General features: G+C 68.6%; 18 protein-coding genes. 10 read left to right on the top strand and 8 right to left on the bottom strand.

The genetic code is table 11. The features are described 5' to 3' along the window. Positions 1-25 precede the first annotated feature (25 nt). From DU478_RS12725 to pcaD, 6 genes are all read right to left on the bottom strand, one after another. Positions 26-1,258, bottom strand: coding sequence for a mandelate racemase/muconate lactonizing enzyme family protein (locus DU478_RS12725; protein WP_114511351.1), 1,233 nt, complete (start codon positions 1,256-1,258; stop codon positions 26-28). 113 nt (positions 1,259-1,371) lie between these two features. After that, positions 1,372-2,451, bottom strand: coding sequence for an alcohol dehydrogenase catalytic domain-containing protein (locus tag DU478_RS12720; protein ID WP_114511350.1), 1,080 nt, complete (start codon positions 2,449-2,451; stop codon positions 1,372-1,374). An 80-nt stretch (positions 2,452-2,531) separates the two neighbouring features. After that, a complete protein-coding gene (locus tag DU478_RS12715; protein ID WP_114511349.1) occupies positions 2,532-3,752 on the bottom strand; it encodes a TCR/Tet family MFS transporter in 1,221 nt (406 codons plus the stop codon). Positions 3,753-3,756: 4 nt separating this feature from the next. Beyond that, positions 3,757-5,079: a lyase family protein gene (locus tag DU478_RS12710; protein WP_114511348.1), complete on the bottom strand. Its 1,323-nt coding sequence runs from the start codon at positions 5,077-5,079 to the stop codon at positions 3,757-3,759. 283 nt (positions 5,080-5,362) lie between these two features. Continuing rightward, positions 5,363-6,097: an alpha/beta fold hydrolase gene (locus tag DU478_RS12705; protein WP_114511347.1), complete on the bottom strand. Its 735-nt coding sequence runs from the start codon at positions 6,095-6,097 to the stop codon at positions 5,363-5,365. Then, a complete protein-coding gene (gene pcaD / locus DU478_RS12700; protein WP_114511346.1) occupies positions 6,097-6,888 on the bottom strand; it encodes a 3-oxoadipate enol-lactonase in 792 nt (263 codons plus the stop codon). Before pcaD ends, DU478_RS12705 begins: the two co-directional genes overlap by 1 nt. A gap of 220 nt (positions 6,889-7,108) precedes the next feature. On the opposite strand from pcaD, the gene DU478_RS12695 reads away from it, so the two are divergent. The 10 genes from DU478_RS12695 to DU478_RS12650 all read left to right on the top strand — a co-directional run bounded on the left by DU478_RS12695 (position 7,109) and on the right by DU478_RS12650 (position 18,746). Next, on the top strand, positions 7,109-8,152 hold the full coding sequence (locus DU478_RS12695; RefSeq protein ID WP_114511345.1) for a C4-dicarboxylate TRAP transporter substrate-binding protein: 1,044 nt from the start codon (positions 7,109-7,111) through the stop codon (positions 8,150-8,152). A 180-nt stretch (positions 8,153-8,332) separates the two neighbouring features. Continuing rightward, positions 8,333-8,845: a TRAP transporter small permease gene (locus DU478_RS12690; protein ID WP_114511344.1), complete on the top strand. Its 513-nt coding sequence runs from the start codon at positions 8,333-8,335 to the stop codon at positions 8,843-8,845. 3 nt (positions 8,846-8,848) lie between these two features. Beyond that, entirely contained in the window at positions 8,849-10,186 is a 1,338-nt protein-coding gene (locus DU478_RS12685; protein ID WP_114511343.1) for a TRAP transporter large permease, read from the top strand. A 2-nt stretch (positions 10,187-10,188) separates the two neighbouring features. Continuing rightward, positions 10,189-11,004: an IclR family transcriptional regulator gene (locus tag DU478_RS12680; protein WP_114511342.1), complete on the top strand. Its 816-nt coding sequence runs from the start codon at positions 10,189-10,191 to the stop codon at positions 11,002-11,004. A 19-nt stretch (positions 11,005-11,023) separates the two neighbouring features. Further along, entirely contained in the window at positions 11,024-13,111 is a 2,088-nt protein-coding gene (locus DU478_RS12675) for a 3-hydroxyacyl-CoA dehydrogenase NAD-binding domain-containing protein (RefSeq protein WP_114511341.1), read from the top strand. Positions 13,112-13,125: 14 nt separating this feature from the next. Then, positions 13,126-14,301 carry an acetyl-CoA C-acyltransferase gene (locus DU478_RS12670; RefSeq protein WP_114511340.1) on the top strand — a complete coding sequence of 392 codons (1,176 nt, stop codon included), beginning with the start codon at positions 13,126-13,128 and terminating at the stop codon, positions 14,299-14,301. Between the two features lie 13 nt (positions 14,302-14,314). After that, positions 14,315-15,511 (top strand): acyl-CoA dehydrogenase family protein, encoded by a 1,197-nt coding sequence (locus tag DU478_RS12665; protein ID WP_114511339.1) that lies wholly within the window; start codon positions 14,315-14,317, stop codon positions 15,509-15,511. Positions 15,512-15,568: 57 nt separating this feature from the next. Next, positions 15,569-16,699, top strand: coding sequence for an acyl-CoA dehydrogenase family protein (locus DU478_RS12660; protein ID WP_114511338.1), 1,131 nt, complete (start codon positions 15,569-15,571; stop codon positions 16,697-16,699). Further along, a complete protein-coding gene (locus DU478_RS12655; RefSeq protein ID WP_233501227.1) occupies positions 16,653-17,126 on the top strand; it encodes a PaaI family thioesterase in 474 nt (157 codons plus the stop codon). Before DU478_RS12660 ends, DU478_RS12655 begins: the two co-directional genes overlap by 47 nt. A gap of 126 nt (positions 17,127-17,252) precedes the next feature. Beyond that, the gene (locus DU478_RS12650) at positions 17,253-18,746 is read left to right on the top strand and encodes a class I adenylate-forming enzyme family protein (RefSeq protein ID WP_114511336.1); all 1,494 of its coding nucleotides are present in this window, start codon (positions 17,253-17,255) and stop codon (positions 18,744-18,746) included. Positions 18,747-19,238: 492 nt separating this feature from the next. Here DU478_RS12650 and DU478_RS12645 read toward each other — a convergent pair whose 3' ends face one another. Together DU478_RS12645 and DU478_RS12640 are read right to left on the bottom strand one after the other, a co-directional pair. Continuing rightward, positions 19,239-19,949 carry a ThuA domain-containing protein gene (locus DU478_RS12645; protein ID WP_114511335.1) on the bottom strand — a complete coding sequence of 237 codons (711 nt, stop codon included), beginning with the start codon at positions 19,947-19,949 and terminating at the stop codon, positions 19,239-19,241. Then, positions 19,946-20,812, bottom strand: coding sequence for an NAD(P)-dependent oxidoreductase (locus DU478_RS12640; protein WP_114511456.1), 867 nt, complete (start codon positions 20,810-20,812; stop codon positions 19,946-19,948). Before DU478_RS12640 ends, DU478_RS12645 begins: the two co-directional genes overlap by 4 nt. Positions 20,813-20,872 lie beyond the last annotated feature (60 nt).

The following is a 20,872-nucleotide window of genomic DNA, read 5'->3' as shown; positions in this document are numbered from 1 at the left end:
ATAGTGAAGCGCGGGCCGCTCAAGATCAAGACTCGGGCGGCGGCGCGCCTCCGGCAAAGCTGTTGCCGTTCCGGTAGTCGCAGGGCGCCTCCTGCATCTCGAGGTGAAGGCCAGTACCGGTGTAGGGATGCGCGCGGGCAAGGTCCTCGTCCACCTCGATGCCGAGCCCGGGCGCGTCGGGCGGGACGATGAAGCCGTCCTCGACCCGGAGGCCGTTCCGGATGAGCGCGCTGTGGAAGGGTGTCTCGATGGTTTCGGCCATCAGCAGGTTCGGGATCGACGCGGCAAGCTGCACGTTGGCGGCCCATTCGACCGGACCCGCGTAGAGATGCGGCGCCATCTGGGCGTTGTAGACCTCGGCCATGGCGGCGATCTTCCGGGCCTCCCAGATGCCGCCGACGCGGCCCAGGGCGGGCTGCAGGATGCTCGCCGCGCCCTCGCGGAGGATCGGCGCGAACTCGGCCTTGGTGGTGAGCCGCTCGCCGGTGGCCACGGGCACCGGCTGGGCGCCGGCGACGCGGGCCATTTGCGCCACGGAATCGGGCGGCACCGGTTCCTCGAACCAGAGCGGCTGGTAGGGGGCGATGGCCTGCCCCAGCCGGATCGCACCGGCGGTGGTGAATTGGCCATGGGTGCCGAAGAGCAGGTCCGCCTTCGTGCCCACGGCCTCCCGGATCGCCCTGCAGAAGGCGACGGAGAGGTCGATATCGGTCATCGCAGGCATGTGCCCGCCGCGCATCGTGTAGGGCCCGGCGGGGTCGAACTTCACCGCAGTATAGCCGCGCCCCACGAGATCGAGCGCCGACTCGGCGGCCATCTCCGGGCTGGTCCAGAACTCCGCCATCCGGTGATGCGGCAGCGGATAGAGATAGGAATAGGCGCGGATCCGTTCGTTCATCATCCCGCCCAAAAGCGCCCAGACCGGACGGTCGCGGGCTTTGCCGAGGATATCCCAGCAGGCGATTTCAAGCCCCGAAAAGGCGCCCATGACGGTGAGGTCGGGCCGCTGGGTGAAGCCCGAGGAATAGGCGCGGCGAAACATGCGTTCGATGTTCTCGGGCGACTCGCCCTGCATGTGGCGTTCGAAGACGTCTTGGATCACCGCGCGCATGGCTTTCGGGCCGACCGAGGCGGCGTAGCATTCGCCCCAGCCGGCGATGCCGGTGTCGGTGGTGAGCTTCACCAGAATCCAGTAGCGCCCGCCCCAGCCCGGTGCGGGTGGAGCGGTGACGATGATGTCGAGGTCCCGGAGTTTCATCGTGGCGTTTCCTTTCCTGGGATCGGATCGCCGTTGGCGATCCGACCGGTGGGGGGCGCTGCCCCCCGCACCCCCCGGAGTTTACCGGCAAGATGAAGAGGGATCGGGGCGGTTTAGAACAGGATGACGTTGCGCTTGGCACCGCCGGTTTTCGTGTCGGCGATGGCGTCGTTGATCTGATCGAGGCTCCAGCGGCCCGAGACCAGTTCGTCGAGCTTGAGCCGGCCCTGGCGGTAGAGATCGGCCATCCAGGGGATGTCGCGGCGCAGCACCACGTCGCCCATCTTGGACCCGGTCATGCCCTGGCTCATGTAGGCCAGCATCACCGGTTCGTATTCGGCCATGGCGCCGGAATGCGGCATCCCGACCATGATCATCCGGCCGCCCCAGCCCAGGTAGCGCGGCGCGTCGTTATAGGCGGGGATGGCGCCCACGGTGACGATCACCGCATCGGCGCCGCGGCCCAGGGCCTTGTGCGCCTGCCGCCAGGGTGACTTGGCGCTGGCCAGCACCCCGTCGGTGGCGCCGAACTCCTTGGCGATGGCCAGTTTCTCGTCGGACATGTCGACGGCGACGATGCGGCGGGCGCCGGCGATGCGCGCGCCCTGGATCGCGTTGAGGCCGACACCGCCGGCGCCGATCACCACCACGTCCTCTCCGGCGCGGAGCTTCGCGGCGTTGACCACCGCGCCGATGCCGGTGATGACGCCGCAGGCCAGCAGCGCCACCGCCTCGGCGGGCATGTCCTCGGGCAGGGGGACGACCTGGCTCTGGTCCACCACCACCCGTTCGGCGAAGGCGCCGCAGTTCATCGCCTGCACCACCGACGTGCCATCGGCGCGGCTGAGCGGCGAGGGGCCGGGATTGGGCGTGTCGCAGATCGTCGGCCGCCCGCCGGCGCAGTTGGCGCAGGTGCCGCAGGCGCGGATGAGGGTGACCACCACGCGGTTGCCGAGCGCCAGACCCGCGACGCCGTCGCCCAGTGCGGTGATGCGGCCCGCGGCCTCGTGGCCGTAGACCGCCGGCAGGTCGCCGCCCCAGCCGCCCTCGGCGAAGTGGATGTCGGAATGGCAGATCGCGACGGCGTCGAGCGTGACCTCGATCTCGCCCGCCAGCGGCGCGCGCAGGTCGAGGGTTTCGATGGCGAGCGGGTCGTTGAAGCCGGTGCAGACGGCGGCCTTGATCTGGGGCATTTTGGCTCCTTGCGGGTTTGTGTCAGCCTGCGCTGCGGGCCGAGACGGCTCAAGCCGGAATGCGACGCGGGAGGGACGGTTTACGCAACGTCCGTATCGGGCGGTGCGGGCCGGCGCGCGGCGCTGAGGAAGACACCGAGCGCCAGCACGATGAGGCCCGCGGAGAGGACGAATGGCGCGCCGGGGAAGTAGAGCGTGGCCTCGGGTCGGGTGAAGGCGGCGAAGGTGGCGGTCATCAGCATCGGCGACAGGATCATCGCCACGGCGCCCGCCGAGGTCACGGCGCCCTGCAACTCGCCCTGCCGGTCCGGGCCGACCCGGTCGCTCATCAGCGCCTGAATGGCAGGCGTGATGACCGCGCCGAGCGCCGCTAGCGGGGTCAGGATCAGCGCGACGGTGCCGGAGGTGACGAAGGCGAGGGCGAGAAAGGCGGCGATGTCGAAGACAAGCCCGTAGATCAACGTGCCGCGGGTGCCGAGCGCGCGCAGGATGCGGCGGATGAGCCAGCCCTGGACCACCGCCATCATCACCCCGAAGAGGCCCAGCGACAGGCCGATCATGCCCGCGTCCCAGCCAAAGCGCGCCTGGCCGAAATAGGCCCAGATCGCCGGGTAGACGAAGAACGCCACCTGGTAAAGGAAATAGACCGTCAGCATCCGTCCGACGCCGGGTAGGCGGCCCAGGGCGCGGAAGGCCGAGAAGGGATTGGCACGGCGCCAGTCGAAGCTCCGGCGGATGCGGTCGGTCACGGTTTCGGGCAGGACGTAGTAGCCCAGCAGGCCGTTTGCAGCGGCGAGCAGGGCCGCGGCGACAAAAGGCGCGCGGGTGCCCCATTCGCCCAGCAGCCCGCCGATCAGCGGGCCGATGACGAAGCCGATCCCGAAGGCCGCACCGATCAGGCCGAAGTTCTGCGCCTTTTGCGCCGGTTCCGAGAGGTCGGCCATGGCAGCGGTGGCGGTGCTTTGCGTGGCCGCCGTGATGCCCCCCACCACGCGGCCCAGAAGCAGCAGCCAGATCGAGCCGGCCACCGCCATCACCAGGTAATCGGCGGCCATCACGCCCAGCGAGATCAGCAGCACGGGCCGCCGCCCGTAACGGTCCGACAGGTTGCCCACCAGCGGCCCGCATGCGAATTGCATCACCGCGAAGACCGTCGAGAGCACGCCGCCCCAAAGCGCCGCCTCGGCCAGGGTGCCGCCCGAGACCTCGCGCAGCAGGTCCGGCATCACCGGGATGATGAGGCCGACACCCATGGCGTCGATCATCACGGTGAGCATCAGGAAGGCGACTGGCAGGCGCATCGGCTCAGCCCGGCACGGCGTCGGCAAAGGCGCGGGCTTCGGCCGGGGCGGTGCCCAGTTGCAGGCGCGGCTCGAAGAGCCCCGCGTCCAGGTCGGGCCATTTCGCCAGCGCGGCGTCGCGCAGGTGGGTGCCGGAGGCCAGTGCCTCCTTGCAGAGCGCCTTGACCGCCGCCTGCGCCTCGGGGCGGGACATGCGGTCGGTCAGGGCGAAGGAGAGCGCCTCGGCGGCGAGCAGGCCCTGCGACGCGGCGAGCGTGCGCGCCATCGCATCGGTGTCGGGGGCCAGCGTCTCGGCCAGCGCATGGGCCTGGGTGAGACCGGCGGAGAGCGAAAGGCAGAGCGGCGGCAGGCTCATCCATTCGGTGAACCAGGCCGCCCCGTCGCGCTGCTGTCGGTGCAGGGCGGCGCTTTGCAACATGCCGTTCAGACCCTGCGCCTGCGCGGCCAGCGCCACCAGCACCGAAGGACCGACCGGGTTCTGTTTCTGTGGCATGGTCGAGGAGGCGCCAGCGCCGCCCAGCCGCACCTCGGCGATGCCGGACTGGGTGAGCAGGATCAGGTCTTCGCCGAACTTGCCGAGGGCGGTGGCGGCGCGGGTGATCCAGGCGGCGATCTGCGTGACGAGGCTGCGGTCGCTGTGCCAGGAGTGGCCGGGATCACGCAGCCCCAGCGCCGCGGCCAGGGCGGCGCGCAGGGCGGCGGGGTCCGGGCCGAGTGCTGTGGCGGTGCCCGCCGCACCGGACAGAGACACCGGCAGGCCCGCGTCGCGCATCTGCCGCAGTTCGGTGTGCAGCGTCAGCAGCGGACGACCCCATTGCGCGACCTGCGCGCCGAAACTGGTGGGGGTGGCGTGCTGGCCGTAGGTGCGCGCGGCCATGGGCGTCTCTGAATGGTCGCGGGCGAGGCGGGCGAGGGCATGCAACAAGGACCCAAGGGCATCGTCGTACTGCGCGAGGACCTGGCGCAGGCGCAGCATCAGCGCCGTGTCCTGGATGTCCTGGCTGGTGGCGCCCCAGTGCAGGTATTGCGCATGCTCGGGCGCCTGCATCAGGTCGCGGAAGGCCGCGACCAGGGCCGGCACCGGCACGCCGTTCTGCCCCGTCGCCTCGGCAAGGCCCGCGGGGTCGATCTGCAACTCGAGGCTGGCGCGGTGGATGGCGGCGGCGCTGAGTTCGGGGATGATGCCGGCGGCGCCCTGCGTCTTTGCCAGCGCGCCTTCGACCAGCATCATGGCGCGCACCTCGGCGGTGTCGGTGAAGAGCCGCCCGGCCTCGCCGGTGGGCAGCAGTCTGGCGTAGAGCTGGCTGTCGAAGAGGGAGGCGGTCATGGCGGCGTCCTTGGAGTGCTTTGGGGGTTCTATACGCGCAGGGGACGGGCGGGGCCAGATGGCGGATCCTGCGGTGCCCTGCATGAGCGGGCGGCGGACCCCGCCTGCACACCGCACTTTGAAGTGGGGGGSCAGCCCCCCMCACCCCCCSGRGGKTTATCGGCAAGATGAAGAAAGGAKCGGGKGGCGRGGCTGCGATCTGTCGCTGATGTTGCGGGGGAGGCGGGKCGGGGGTGGGATCTTCCGTTGATGCGGGTCGGAGCCGTGCCTGCGGTGGTGGCTTTCAGGATGCAGGCGGCCCGGGCGGGTCATGGCGCGCCAGGGTGTCGATGTGGCGGGCGAGGGCGGCGGGAGCTGCGAAGAACGGGGAATGGGAGGTTGGCATGTGCCGCACTTGGTCGGGCGAGAAATCAGCGGCCATGGTGGCCTGGAATTCCGGCGGGATGGCACTGTCGGCTTCGCAGCGGATATAGCTGCGCGGGACGCTTTCGTAATTGGCTCCCAGCGTGACCTTCGTGGCCTGCGGCCGGATCGGCTGCGGGCAGAGGTTGGCGAGCGCGAAGGCGACGGCCTCGTCCGGACAATCGTGGTAGAAGACCTCGCGCGCGTGCTCGGGGATCACCGAAAAGCTCTGGCCGTCGGCGGATTTCTCCAGCGCCTTGAGGATCGGCTGGCGCGGGGCGCGCAGGCGCATCTCCACCAGGCTGTGGTCGTCCCAGGGCACGTAGGCGCAGAGGTAGACGAGGCGGGCAATATTGGCGGGGCGGAGGTCGGCGGCGCGGCTGATCGGGTAGCCCGCCATGGAATGCCCGACGACGATGGTGGGGCCGTCGAGCGCGTCGAGGATCGCCTGCGCGTATAGATCGAGCGTCACCTCGGCCATGGGCGTGGTGTCAGTGCCGTGCGACGGCAGGTCGATGGCAAAAGCGTCATGGCCCAGGGCGGTGAGCTCGGGGATCAGGTCACGCCAGCACCAGGCGCCGTGACAGGAGCCGTGCACCAGCAGGATGCGCGCCATTAGGCGGTGCCCGCGTGGCGGCTCAGGAAATCGCCCAGGACCTGCGCGTATTCCTCGGGCTTCTCGACGCAGGGCAGGTGGCCCGCGCCGCGGATGAGGTGGAATTCGGAGCCGGGCACCAGGTCGACGGTTTCGCGCACGAGATCGGGCGGGGTCGAGCCGTCCTCGGACCCGGCGATGCCCAGCGTCGGCAGGCGCAGTGCGGCGGTGGTGGTCATGAAGTCGCTGCCCGCGATGGCTGCTCCGCAGCCGGTCCAGCCCTCTGCCGGGCAGCGCAGGAACATGGTGCGCCAGGCGTGGAAATCCGGTGTGTCGTGGAAGGGTTTCGCGAACCAGCGCTGCATCGTGGCGTCGACCACTGCCGCCGTGCCGCCCGCGTTCACCGCGTCGATCCGCTCGGCCCAGATGTCGCGGGTGCCGATCTTGGCGCCGGTGTTGCTGAGCACCATGGCGCGCACCAGGTCCAGCCGCTTGGCCGCCAGCCCCTGCGCGATCAGACCGCCGATCGAGAGCCCCACGAAGACCGCGCCGGTGACGCCCAGGTGATCCATCAGCCGTTCGGCATCGGTCACCAGCGCACCCATCGCATAGGGCGCGGGCGGACAGTCGGTCAGCCCGTGCCCGCGCTTGTCGTAGCGGATGAACTTCAGCCCCTCGGGCAGCAGGGGAATCACCTGGTCCCAGAGCCGCAGGTCGGTCCCCAGTGAATTGGCGAACACGACCGGCGCGCCGTCCGGGTCGCCGTCGATGCGGTAGTGAACGGCAAGGTCGTCAAGACGGGCAATCTGCATGGAATCCTCCGGGGCGTTGCGGGTTTGTCGAGCCTGCCCAAAGCTCTAGCGCGGATCGGCGCGGAAAGGAACGGGCGCGGGCGGGCGGAATGCCGCGCGCGGTTCACAAGGTGCTTGATATCACGGCATCGGGCGGCTACCAACGTGCATAGTGGAAAATAATTCTGCATAGTAGAATTAGCTCCAAAATTGAAGTGTCGAAATTCTGGGAGGAGTGGACATGCAAGGATTTCTGAAAGCGGCGGCGCTGGGCGCGGCCATCTGCGGCGCCGGCAGCGCCGGAGCGCAGACCCTGTTCGTGGGCGAGGCCGGCCCCAATCGCGGGGCCCGTGCCGATGCGTTGCAGTGGTTTGCCGATACCGCGACCGAGATGGCCGATGGCCTGACGCTCGACATCCAGTGGGGCGGGGCGCTGTTCAAGGCCGGCGCCGCGCTCAACGGCATCGCCGACGGCGTCGCCGACATGGGCACGATCATCGCGGTCTATTTCCCGCAAGAGATGGTCGCCTACGGCATCGCCGACCTGCCGTTGCAGAACCCCGACGCCTGGGTCGGCATGAAGGCCACCGACGCGCTCATGCGGTCGAGCGAGGCGATCCAGCAGAATCTCGCATCGATGAACCTGGTCTACCTCGGCACCTTCACCACCTCTGCGGTCCATATCGGCTGCAAGGGCACGGCGATCCGCACGGTCGAAGATATCGAGGGCCTGAAGGTCCGCGGCGTGGGCGCCTATGGCGATACCTTCCGCGATTTCGGTGCCAACATGGTCTCGATGTCGATCTACGACGCCTACCAGGGCCTCGACACCGGGCTCTTGGATTGCAGCCAGGGCTATTCCTACGCCACCGCGGCGCTCAAGCAGCAGGAGGTCATCGACAGCTACACGCTGCTGAACTGGGGCCAGGTGGGGGCGCTGGGCGTCTTCGCCAACAAGCAGTCCTTCGATGCGCTGGACCCGGCCACGCAAGAGGCGCTGATGACCGCCGGCGAAGGCATGGCCGACGAGCTGGGCCGTCTCATCACCGCCGACAACGAACGCGCGGTCGAGACCATGCGCGAAGCGGGCGTCGAGATCATCGAACTGCCCGAGGACGAGCGGATGAAGCTGGTCGAGAAGGGCGCGGGTTATATCGACGAATGGACCGAACGCGCCGCGTCTGCGGGCCTCGACGGCGAGGCGTTGCTCGAGGAGTACCGCGCGCTGATCGAGAAATACACCGCCGAGCGCGACGAACAGGGCTACCCCTGGGAGCGCGGCTGATCCCGCGCTGACCGGTCCGGCGCCGCGCCGGGCCGGGTTCCGACGAGGCCGGGGTCCGCCCCGGCACCCCCGCGTTCCGGGGCCGGACCGACACGGCGTGCCACCACTCGCGGAGGCCGTGACGGGGACCTGCGCCCCGCGGTCCCGGAACACCGAAACTCCTAGCCGAAAGGGCATCCCATGCTGCGCCGCATAGAAATGCTCCTGCTCGACCTCGCGGTCTTTGCCGTGGCGGCTCTGGGCCTGCTGATCACCGCCAGCGTCGTGCTGCGGGTGACGGTGAATTCCGGCGTGCCGGACACCATTGTCATGGTCCGCGAACTGATGGTCGCGGCCATCGTGCTGCCGCTCGCGGTCACCACGGCGCAGCGCGCGCATATCGTGGTGGAGTTCCTGTCGAATCGGCTGCCGCGCCGGGGGCAGGAGGCGCTGATCGTCTTCGGCTCCGTCTTCGGCCTTTTGGCGCTGGCGCCGCTGATCTGGGCGGGCTGGCGCGAGGCGACGCATGCGCTGACTTCGGGCGGGTTCTTCTTCGGCGATCTGCAACTGCCGAAATGGCCCGGGCGGATCCTGTTCCTGCTGGGTATCTCCATGTGCTGGCTGCGGCTTCTGGTGATGGTCGTCACGGACCTGCGCGACCTGCGCGCCGGCCGGCCGCTGGCCGAAACCGCCTATCTGCGCGGGGAGGGCTGAGCCATGGATGGCACGCTGATCGGTCTTGTCGCCTTTGCCGCCGTCATCGGGCTCCTGGCGATCCGGGTGCCCATCGCCTTTGCGCTGGCGGGTGTGGCCACCGTGGGCACCTTTGTCATCTTCGCCTTCCGCACCGGGGTCTTCATGCCCGACCGGGCGATCCGGCCGACGTCGAGCCTGGTGTTCTCGAACTCCTTCGACCTCATCCATTCCTACGATCTGTCGATGATCCCGCTCTTCGTGGCGCTGGGACACATCGCCTACAGGGCCGAGATCACCACCAAGATCTACCACGCCGCGCGGGTCTGGCTGGCGCATGTGCCGGGCGGCGTCGCCATGGCGTCAGTGGTGGGCTGCGGCGGGTTTTCCGCGATCACCGGCTCGTCCATCGCCTGTGCCTCCACCATGGGCCGCATCTGCTCGCCCGAGATGCTGCGCATGGGCTATGACAAGCGTCTCGCCACCGCCTCGGTCGCGGCGGGCGGCACACTGGGGTCGCTCATTCCGCCGTCGGTTCTGTTCATCATCTACGGCATCTTCACCGAAACCTCGATCTCCAAGCTCTTTCTCGCCGGCATCCTGCCCGGGCTGCTGAGCCTTGCGGGGTTCCTGCTGGTGATCTGGTTCTGGGTCTGGCGCGACCCGGCGGCTGCGCCGAAATACGCCGAGACCATCACCTTCGGCGACAAATGGCGCGCAGGCCTTGCGGCCTGGCCGGCGGCGGCGCTCTTCGTCATCATCGTGGGCGGCATCTACGGCGGGTTCTTCACCGCGACCGAAGCGGCGGCGATCTGCGTCAGCGCCGCGGTGCTGATCGGCTTCGCGCAGCGAAAGCTCAGCTTCCGCGACATCGTAGAGGCTTTGCGCGAGACCTGCATCCAGACCACCAGCATCTTTCTCATCGCGGCGGGGGCCAAAATCTTCGTGGCCTTCATCGCGCTCACGGGAGTGGCACCCTCCATCGTGCAAGTGGTGACCGACGCGCAGCTGTCGGTGGTGCTGCTGATGCTGGCCATCGCCGCGATCTACCTGCTTCTGGGCATGTTCCTCGACCCCATCGGGATCATGGTGCTGACCCTGCCGTTGATGGTGCCGCTGGTCGAAGGCTACGGGCTCGACCTCATCTGGTTCGGCGTCGTGGTAATCAAGCTGCTGGAAATCGGGCTGATCACGCCGCCGGTGGGGCTCAACGTCTTCGTCATCGCGGGCGTCGTGGGCAAGGATGTGCCCATCGACCGGATATTCTCGGGCATCCTGCGGTTCCTGACCGTGGACGTGCTGGTCTTGATCCTGATCATGGCTTTCCCGATCCTGTCGCTGCTGATCCCGGGGAGCATGTGAGCATGACCGATCCTGTGACCGCGCCCGAGGCCGACCGCCGCTTTGCCACCACGCTGGCCCGCGGCCTGTCGGTGCTGCGCGCCTTCCGGCCGTCGGACGACGGGCTGGGCAATGCCGAGATCGCCGAGCGCACGGGGCTGCCCAAAAGCACCGTGTCGAGGCTGACCTTCACGCTGCAGGCGCTGGGGTATCTGACCCATGCCCGCCGCCACGACCGCTACCGCCCGGGTCCGGCGCTGCTGGCGCTCGGCAACGTCGCGGCCTCATCGATCTCTTTCGTGGAGCTGGCGGGCGTGATCATGCAGCGGCTGGCGGACGAAACGCGCACGCTGGCGTTGCTGCTGGTGCGCGACGAGAACAAGATGCTGATCGCCAAGACGTGGCGGCCGCGCGGCGTCGCGTCGCTCTGGCTCGAGGTCGGGCACCGGTTGCCGTTCAACGGCTCGTCTTCGGGTCACGCGTTCCTCGGTGCGCATAGCGACGATGGTTTTGCGCGCACGGTCGCGGCGGCACAGGGCGACCGCGGCCTGACGCCGGAGCGCGCCAACACCGTGCGCAAGTCCGCCTATGGTCAACTTGTCGGCCAGGGCTTCGTCATCGCCCCCCCCGACGAATATTTCGCCGCCAACATCCACGCCGTCGCGACGCCCTTCCATTCCCGCGACCTGGGCGAGCCGGTGATCTTCACCTGCGGCGCCATGCCCGCCGATCTGAGCGTCGAACGCATGCAGACCGACGTCGGCCCGAAGCTGCACGCCGCCGTTCAGGAACTCGAGCGGATGATGGGCCAGGGCTCTGCCATCGCCATGCGCAATTGAAACGAGAGGGAGTCCAGACGTGACCGATCCAGTGACCTACGAGCTGACCGAAGGCGGAATCGCCGTCGTCACCATCGCCAACCCGCCGGTGAACGCGCTGGGGCAGGCGGTGCGCGCGGGGCTCGACGCGGCCTTTGAACGCTTCGCGTCCGACAGCGCCGCCGAGATCGCGGTGATCGTCGGCGCCGGCAAGCTCTTCATCGGCGGCGCGGATATCTCGGAATTCGGCAAGCCGCTCAAGGACCCGTGGCTGCCCGCCGTCATCAACCGGATCGAAGCCTGCCCCAAGCCGGTCGTCGCCGCGATCCACGGCGCGGCCCTGGGCGGCGGGCTGGAGGTGGCACTTGGCTGCCACTACCGGCTGGCGCTGCCCGGCACGACGCTGGGCCTGCCCGAGGTCAAGCTGGGCGTCATCCCCGGCGCCGGCGGCACCCAGCGCGCGCCGCGCCTGATGGGGCTGGCGGCGGCGCTCGACATGATCCCGGCGGGCGGCACGCTGACCGCCGACAAGGCGCTCGAGGCCGGTCTGATCGACGTTCTGGGCGAAGGCGACGACCCGCGCGCCGCGGGCCTCGCCTACGCGCGCGACCTGCTGGATCAGGGCGCCAAACCGCGCCCCACCGGCGAGATGCCCATGCCCGAAGCCGAACCCGACGCCATCGAGGCGGCCCGCGCGACATGGACGAAAAAGGCCCGCGGCGAGGTCGCACCGCTGGCCTCCATCGACGCGGTCGAGGCCTCTACCCGGCTCGACATCATGGACGGGCTGGACGAAGAGCGCCGCATCTTCCGCGAGATGATGGAGACGCCGCAGCGCGCCGGCCTGATCCACGCCTTCTTCAACGACCGCAAGGTGGCGAAGCTGCCCGAGATCGAGGGCGTCATCCCCCGCGATGTGGGCACGATCGGAGTGATCGGCGGCGGCACCATGGGCGCGGGCATCGCCACGGCGGCGCTGCTGCGCGGCCTGCCGGTGACGCTGATCGAGCGCGACGACGCGGCGGCCGCCAAGGCGCGCGAGACCATCGCGGGCAACCTCGCCGCCGCCGTCAAGCGCGGCAAGCTGACCGAGGCCAGGCGCGACGCGGCGCTGGATGCGCTGACCGCCGCCACCGGCTACGATGCGCTGTCGGACGCCGATCTGGTGATCGAGGCGGTGTTCGAGGACATGGACGTCAAGAAGGCGGTATTTGCCGAACTGGACCGCGTGGCGAAACCCGGCGCAGTGCTGGCCACCAACACCTCGTATCTGGATATCGACGCCATCGCCGCCAGCATCTCGCGCCCAGGCGACGTGATCGGGCTGCACTTCTTCTCACCCGCCCATGTGATGAAGCTGCTCGAGGTGGTCGTGGCCGAGAAGACCGCGCCCGAAGTGACGGCGACGGCCTTTGCCCTGGCCAAGCGGCTGGGCAAGACCGCCGTACGCGCGGGCGTCTGCGACGGCTTCATCGGCAACCGCATCCTGTCGCACTACCGCGCCGCCGCCGATGGTATGGTTCTGGCCGGTGCCAGCCCGTTCCAGATTGACCGCGCGATGAAGGATTTCGGTTTCGCCATGGGCCCTTACGAGGTCGCAGACCTGGCCGGGCTCGACATCGGCTACATGACGCGGCAGCGCAAGGCCGCAGACCGGCACCCGCGCGACGTGGTACCAACCTGGGCCGATGCGCTCTTTAACAAGGGGCGGCTGGGCCAGAAGACGGGCCGTGGCTACTACGTGTACGAAGGCCGCAAAGGCACCCCCGACCCGGAGGTCGAGGAACTGGTGGCCGAGGCGCGCACCGAGGCCGGTGTGACCCCGCGCGAATTCTCCGATGCAGAGATCCAGCGCCGCTACATGGCCGCCATGGTGAACGAGGCCGCGCGCGTAGTGGACGAAGGCATCGCCGCCCGCCCGCTCGATGTCGATGTGACGCTGCTCTACGGCTACGGTTTCCCGCGCTGGCGCGGCGGGCCGATGCACTGGGCCGACACCGTGGGCTTGCCCAAGCTGGTCTCTGATATCGAAAGCTATGCCGCCGAGGACGATCATTTCTGGCAGGTGGCCCCGCTCTTGCGGCGCTTGGCCAAGGACAACCAGACATTCAGCAGCCTCAACGGCTGAGAAAGGACCGCAGCATGACCAAGGCCGTCATCGTCTCTGTCGCGCGCACGCCCATCGGCAAGGCCGGGCGGGGCGCGTTCAACATCACCCACGGCGTCACCATGTCGGGCCATGCCGCGAAACACGCGGTGGACCGCGCCGGCATCGACCCCGCGCTGATCGAGGACAGCATCTGGGGCTGCGGCTACCCGGAGTACGTCACCGGGCGCAACGTCGCGCGGCAGGCGGTGATCCGCGCCGGGCTGCCGGTCAGCATCGCCGGAACCACCGTGAACCGCTTCTGCGCCAGCGGCCTGCAGGCCATCGCCATGGGCGGGCACATGATCGACTGCGAAGGCGCGCGCGCGGTGCTGGTGGGCGGGGTCGAGAGCATCAGCCTCGTGCAGCCGCCCGCGCGGGCCGAACACGACCAGTGGATCAAGGAGAATAAGCCCGAGCTTTACCTCACCATGATCGAAACCGCCGACATCGTCGCCGAACGCTACGGCGTCAGCCGCGAGGCGCAGGACGCGCTGGCGGTGCAAAGCCAGGCGCGCACGGCGGCGGCACAGGAGGCCGGGCGCTTCGACCAGGAAATCGCGCCGATCGAGGTCACCAAGGCCGTCAAGGACAAGGCCACCGGCGAGGTCAGCCACGAGACGCTGACCTTTGCGCAGGACGAATGCAACCGCCCGGGCACGCAGTTGGAAAATCTGCAAAAGCTCGAACCGGTGCGGGGCGCGGGCCACTACGTCACCGCGGGCAACGCGTCGCAGCTGTCGGACGGCGCCGCGGCGCTGGTGATGATGCACGAGGACGAAGCGGTACGGCAGGGCCTCACCCCGCTGGGCCGGTTCCGGGGCTACGCTGTGGCGGGCTGCGAGCCGGACGAGATGGGCATCGGCCCGGTCTATGCCGTGCCGCGCCTGCTGGACCGGCAGGGCGTCCGTGTCGAGGACGTAGACCTGTGGGAGCTGAACGAGGCTTTCGCCTCTCAGGCGCTTTACTGCCGCGACACCCTGGGCATCGACGACGCGAAACTCAACGTCAACGGCGGCTCGATTTCCGTGGGCCATCCCTTCGGCATGACCGGCGCGCGGATGACCGGGCACCTGATGGTCGAAGGCGCGCGCCGCGGCGCCAAGCTGGGCGTCGTCACCATGTGCATCGGCGGCGGCCAAGGGGCGGCGGGCCTCTTCGAGATATTCTGAGAAAGGACCGGATATGGACCTGAATTACACCGACGAGCAAAAGGCCTTTCGCGACGACGTGCGCGCCTTTCTGGAGGCAAAGCTGCCCAAGCGGCTGTCGGACAAGGTCGCGGGCGGCAAGCGCCTGACCAAGGCCGATTACGAGGAATGGCACGCGATTCTGAACGAAAAGGGCTGGCTCGGCGTGACCTGGCCCAAGGAGCACGGCGGCACCGGCTGGGACGCGGTCGAACGGCATATCTTCGAGGAAGAGACCACCGCCGCCCATGCACCGCGCATCGTGCCCTTCGGGCTCAACATGCTGGGGCCGGTGCTGATGAAATTCGGCTCCGACGCGCAGAAAGCGCATTACCTGCCGCGCATCCTCAATGGTGACGACTGGTGGTGCCAGGGCTATTCCGAACCGGGCGCCGGGTCGGATCTGGCGTCGGTCAAGACCACGGCGGTGCGCGACGGCGACCACTACATTGTCAACGGCCAGAAGACCTGGACCACGCTGGGCCAGCACGCCAACATGATCTTCTGCCTTGTCCGCACCTCGAAAGAGGGCAAGCGGCAGGAGGGCATTTCCTTCCTGCTGATCGACATGGACATCCCCGGCGTCGAGGTCCGGCCCATCGTGCTGCTCGATGGCGAGGCCGAGGTCAACGAGGTCTGGTTCAACGACGTGAAGGTGCCGGTCGAGAACCTCGTGGGCGAGGAGAACAAGGGCTGGACCTATGCCAAGTACCTGCTGACCCACGAGCGCACCAACATCGCCGGCGTGGGCTTCGCCAACGCGGGACTCGCGGCGCTGAAACGCATCGCGGGGCTCGAGAACGACGGCGACCGCAAGCTGATCGACAACCCGTTCTTCGCCGCCAAGATCGCGCAGGTGGAGATCGACCTCATGGCCATGGCCACCACCAACCTGCGGACCATCGCCGCCGCCGCGGCGGGGCAGGCGCCGGGGGCGGAATCCTCCATGCTCAAGGTCAAGGGCACGCTGATCCGGCAGGAGATCAACGCGCTGACGCGGCAGGCGGCGGGCCCCTATGCCATGCCCTTCGTCTCGGAAGCCTTGGACGAGGGCAGCAACGAAGGCCCCGTCGGCCCGGACTACGCCATGCCCGCGACGCAGGCCTATTTCAACAATCGCAAGCTGTCGATTTACGGCGGCTCGAACGAGGTGCAGCGGCAGATCGTCTCGAAGATGATCCTGGAGCTATAGGGCCACGGCCCACGCTCCCGCCCGGCGCCCGCGCCCCGATGACCAAGAGGACACCCGATGAATTTCACCCTGACCGAAGAACGCCAGATGCTGCAGGACGGCCTGCGCCGTTACCTGCGCGACACCGTGACGCCCGACCTGCTTGAAGATGCGACCGAAAGCGCCTCCGGCCATTCCGAAACGCTCTGGCAGGGGCTGGCCGAGATGGGCGTGATCGGGGCGCTGTTTTCCGAGGAGGACGGCGGTTTCGGCGGCGCGGGCTTCGACATCGCACTCACCTTCGAAGAGATGGGCCGCGCCGGGGCGTTCGAGCCATTGCTCGAGACAGGCATCCTCGCCGGCGGCCTGATCGCGGCGCTGGGGTCCGACGAACAGAAGGCCCGGATCGAAGCGATCATCGGCGGGGACATCCTGACCTACGCCCACGCGGAACCGGGCAGCCGCTACGACCTGTCCCGCGTCACCACCAGGGCGGCGAAATCCGGCGAGGGCTGGACGCTCACCGGCCTCAAATCCGTCGTGCCTCATGCCCCCGCAGCGACCCACGCCGTCGTCAGCGCCCGCACCTCCGGCGCGGTGGCGGACCGCGACGGGTTGTCGCTCTTCCTCGTACCGCTCGACGTCACTGGCCTTTCGGCCCGCGACTACACCGTCAACGGCGGCGGGCGTGCCGCGGAGCTGAGCCTCGTCGACGTGGACCTGCCCGCCGACGCGCTGATCGGACCCGAAGGCGGCGCGTTCGATGCCATCGAGACCGCCCACGCCCGCGCCACCTGCGCCGTCTGCGCCGAGGCGCTGGGGCTGATGGAATCGATCCGCGCGCTCACCACCGAGTACCTGCAGACCCGCAAGCAGTTCGGCCAGCCCATCGGCAAGTTCCAGGCGTTGCAGCATCGCATGGCCGACGTGCTGATCGAGATCGAACAGGCGCGCTCTGCCGTCATCAACCTCGCCGGGCATCTCGAGGCCGATCGGACCATTCGCGAACGCCACGTCAGCGCCGCCAAGAACCTGATCGGGCGGGTGGGCAAACTGGTGGTCGAGGAATCGATCCAGATGCACGGCGGCATCGGCATGACACGCGAATACGCTCTGGCGCATCTGGCCAAGCGGCTGATGATGATCGACCACCGCTTCGGTGATGCCGACTACCACCTCGAACGCTTCATCCGCCTCGCCGCCGCCTGAGATGGAGACGATCCGCGACGAAACCGGCACCCAGCGCAGCATCGGCTACGTGATCGAGGTGACGGGGCAGGGCGGCTCGGCCCGCTGCTGGCTCGACGTGACGGAGGCGCATGTGAACCGGCACAACGTGCTGCACGGCGGCATCGCGGGGCTGCTGCTCGATTCCGCCATGGGGGCGACGGGGTCGCTGACCGTGGATGCCACGGGCCGCGCGCCGTTTCTGACCGTGCAGCTATCGACGCAATTCGTTGCCGCCGCGCATTCAGGCAGCCGGGTAACCGCCACGGGTCGGGTCACGGGGGGCGGGCGGTCGCTGCTCTTCATCGCCGGAGAGCTGCGCGACGACACCGACCGGCTCATCGCCAGCGCCACCGGCGTCTTCAAGCGCGTGCCGCAGGACAAGCTGGCCACGGGGGGCGACGCATGACCGATGTCCTGTCCCGGCGAGGTTCGCACAGCGCGGTGCCGCGCCGGGCCATGCGGCCAGTCCAGTGCCGACGCTGGCCCGGCTGCGGCTCCAGACTTTACCAGAAGCATGAAAGACGCCACGCAAATGAATGATTTCACACGGATTCACCGGATGCTCGACCGGCAGGCAGAGCAGCGGCCCGACGCGGTTGCGGTGATCGACGGCGACGGGCGCGCGGTCACCTGGGCAGAGTATGCCACGCTCAGCCATAGCAAGGCCAACCAGTTGGCCGAGGCCGGGATCGCTGCCGGGGACCGGGTGATGATCGTGGCAGAGAACTGCCTCGAAGTGGCGGTCGTGCTGATGGCGTGCAGTCGCATCGGTGCCATCGCCGTGCCGGTGAACGCGCGCATGTCCGCCGTCGAACTGGCACGCATCCAGGCCCATGCCGATCCGAAACTTGTGCTCTACACCATCGGCGCCTCGAAAGAGGCCGCCGCCCATGCCGATGCCGCCGGCGCCGGGCCCGAGCTTTGCGGCTGTGACGCGCTTTACGGGCAGCGCTTCGCGGCGGGCGCGGCAGAGCCGTTGGCGGGTACGGCGGTGCTGCTCTACACCACCGGCACCACCGGCGATCCCAAGGGCGTCATGCTGAGCCACGGCAACCTGATCTTCGCCGCCCGTGCTTCGGCCACCCTGCGCGATCTGACCCCGGCGGATCAAGTCTACGGCGCGCTGCCGCTCACCCATGTCTTCGGGCTTGCCTCGATGCTCATGGCGTCGGCTTTCGCCGGGGCAACCGTGCAACTGGCCGCGCGCTTCTCTGCGGAAGCGCTCTATGAGGCGCTGCGCGCCGGGGCGACGGTGGTCCCTGCGGTGCCGCAGATGCATGCACTGCTCATGGCTTATGCCGCCGAACACGGGCACACCCGGCTCGACTCCGCGCGGCTGCGCTATGTCTCCTCCGGTGCGGCACCCCTTGATCCGGCCTGGAAGCGCAAGGCCGAAGCCTTCTACGGCATCCCGCTTCAGAACGGCTACGGCATGACCGAAAGCACCGCCGGGGTCAGCGGCACGCGCAACGCCATCGGCGATCCCGACACCAGCGTCGGCCCGCCGCTGCCGGGGGTCGAGGTGCGGCTCGACACCTCGGTCGGCACTGCCGAGGGCGTGGGCGAGGTGCAGACCCGCGGTCCGCATGTCATGCAAGGCTATTTCCGCAACCCGCAGGCCACCGCCCAGGCGATGACCGGCGACGGCTTTCTGCGCACCGGCGATCTGGGGCGCATCGACGACGTCGGGCGGCTGCACATCGTCGGGCGCGCGAAGGAGCTGATCATCCGCGGCGGCTTCAACGTCTATCCACCCGAGGTCGAAGCGGCGCTGAACGATCACCCGGCGGTGGTGCAATGCGCGGTGATCGGGCGGGCCCGGGACGGCAACGAGGACGTGCTGGCTTTCGTCCAGTGTCGCGGCACCGTGACACCCGACGAGCTGCGCGATTTCGCCGCCCGGACGCTGTCGGCCTACAAGCGCCCCAGCCGCATCTACATCGTCGACGTGCTGCCGGCCGCCGCAACGGGCAAGATCCTCAAGCACAAGCTGCTGAGCCATTTCGCGGGTCTTCTGAGCGACTAAGCCGCCGAAAATCATCCCGAAGGTGGGGTCGCGTCGGTGCCGCGCCGGGGGGCGAATCGGACCTGTCCGCGCAAGCGCTTTATCGCAGCCCGATCCGTTCGCGGTTTCGGCTGCGTGCCTGGCGAAACCCGAACGCCGCATTCGGGTGCGGGGCTGGCACGGCGCCTGCGACGTGTCGTGCGGCTTTCGATGTTCGTCTGCGACGATCGAGCCGGTGCCTGCCCAGCCCGGGCGTTCTGTAGACGGTGCGACAGCCCCGCCAAATCGCCGTGCCGTGGTTCGGCCTTGCCGCTCCCGGCAGGAGGGGTGGCAAGGCCGAACCCGGTCGCCGGGCATTGGATGCGCGGCTGCAGGCGCGCATGATGACGCGCGGCGCAGCCAGAGCGTTTTGCGTTTGACGTGAATCGAGATGCATCACCTGACGCGTTGATACCTTTAAGTTCAGGCGGCGTTGGTGATCCAGATTTTACGCGAAACGCCATAAGCCTCCCTTCAGGCCGTTCTGCCCTTCGCCGCCCAGAGCGCGCCGCGGCGGATGATCTCGGTCACCTGCGGCACCTTCAGGTCGTCGAGCTCGTGCCCGATGGAGCAGTAGAATACCCGGCCTTTGTCCCAGCGGCGTTTCCAGACCACCGGGATCACCGTGCCCTCGATCCACCACAGGTGATCGCCGGAAAAGGTCGTCGTCGCCAGCACCTCGTTCGACGGATCGACCAGCATGTAATACTGCTCGGTGGTCAGGCGGAAGCTGCGGATGCCCTGCACGATGGGATCGTCCGGTTTGCAGATCGTCACGTCGTAGTCGATGTAATCCTCGCGCGGCTGCAGGTTGTCGGGCCAGCCCGGCGGATGCGCCACGAACTGACCGCCGATCAGGAAATGATAGGTCGGCCGGTCGCGGAAGGCGTCGCCCATGTGCCCGTGCCAGCCCGCCAGACCGCAGCCATTGCCGATGAGTTGCAACAGCCCGTCTTCCTGTGGCTTGGTCATGTTACCGAACTCTTCCTGGTGGCCGGACCGGGCCGAGGACCAGATCGGCGTGATCAGGTCGACGTCGGCCATCCCTTCGGGCCGCTCCAGCGGCTCCAGCGTGTCGTAGACATCGACCTCGAACCCGTTCGCGGTCAGCAGGTCGCGGTACCAGTCGGCGAAATGGGTGGGGGTGTGGCCTTCCCATCCACCGACGAACAATGCGGCTTTCATGAGATCTCCTTTCGCATGTAGGTCAGGATCGCGGCCATGTCGCGGGCGCCGTATCCCTGCGCCTCGGCCTGTCTGAGGGTGTCGAGCGTGATGAGCCCTTGCGGCATCGCGGTGCCCAGAGCCTCTGCCAGCTCCGCCGTCACCTCCATGTCCTTGCGCGCCAGCGCCACGGTGAAGGTCACCTCGTGCGCGGCCTCGTCCAGATAAAGCGGCCGGCGGTAGCTCAGCATCGGGGCGGCGGCGGCGCTGGCTTCGATCACGTCAAAGGCGGCGTCGGGGGCGATGCCCGCGGCCTGCGCGAGGCTCATCGCCTCGGCCAGGGTCTGGTTAAGCCCGTGGATCAGGGAATTGACCGCCAGCTTCATAACCGCGCCGCTGCCCGCGGACCCGAGACACAGCGTCTTGCGGCCAAGGGCATCGAAAAGCGGGGCGAGGGGTGTCGCCTCCTCGGGCGTGCAGCCCGCCATGATCAGCAGTTGCGCATCGGCGGCGGCCTGCGTGGCCCCCGAGACCGGCGCGTCGATCACCCGCGCACCGGTTGGGGCGTCGGCCACCAGCCGGGCGATGTGGCCGGGGCTCATGGTGCCCATCTCGACGAAGAGACGCGCGGCCCCGGCGAAAAGCCCGTCGGTCCCGCCGTGCACCGCCTCGGAGGACGGATCGTCGGCCAGCATCGTGACCACCACGTCGGCACTGTCCGACAGGGCCCGCGGCGTCGCGGCAACGGCGCAGCCAATCTCAACGCCGAGGGCATGGGCCTTGTGCGCGGACCGGTTCCACAGCGTCAATTCGTGCCCGGCGCCGGCGAGGTTGCGCGCCATGTGCGCGCCCATCCGTCCCAGCCCAACAAACCCCACCCGCATCAGCGCACCGCCCGCCGGGAATCGTCGCAAGGTGAATGTCGCATGTCTGGTCTCCTCCGT

This window comes from Thalassococcus profundi (assembly GCF_003344785.1).
Lineage (GTDB): Bacteria > Pseudomonadota > Alphaproteobacteria > Rhodobacterales > Rhodobacteraceae > Puniceibacterium > Puniceibacterium profundi.
This window is presented reverse-complemented; position numbering and strand designations above follow the sequence as displayed.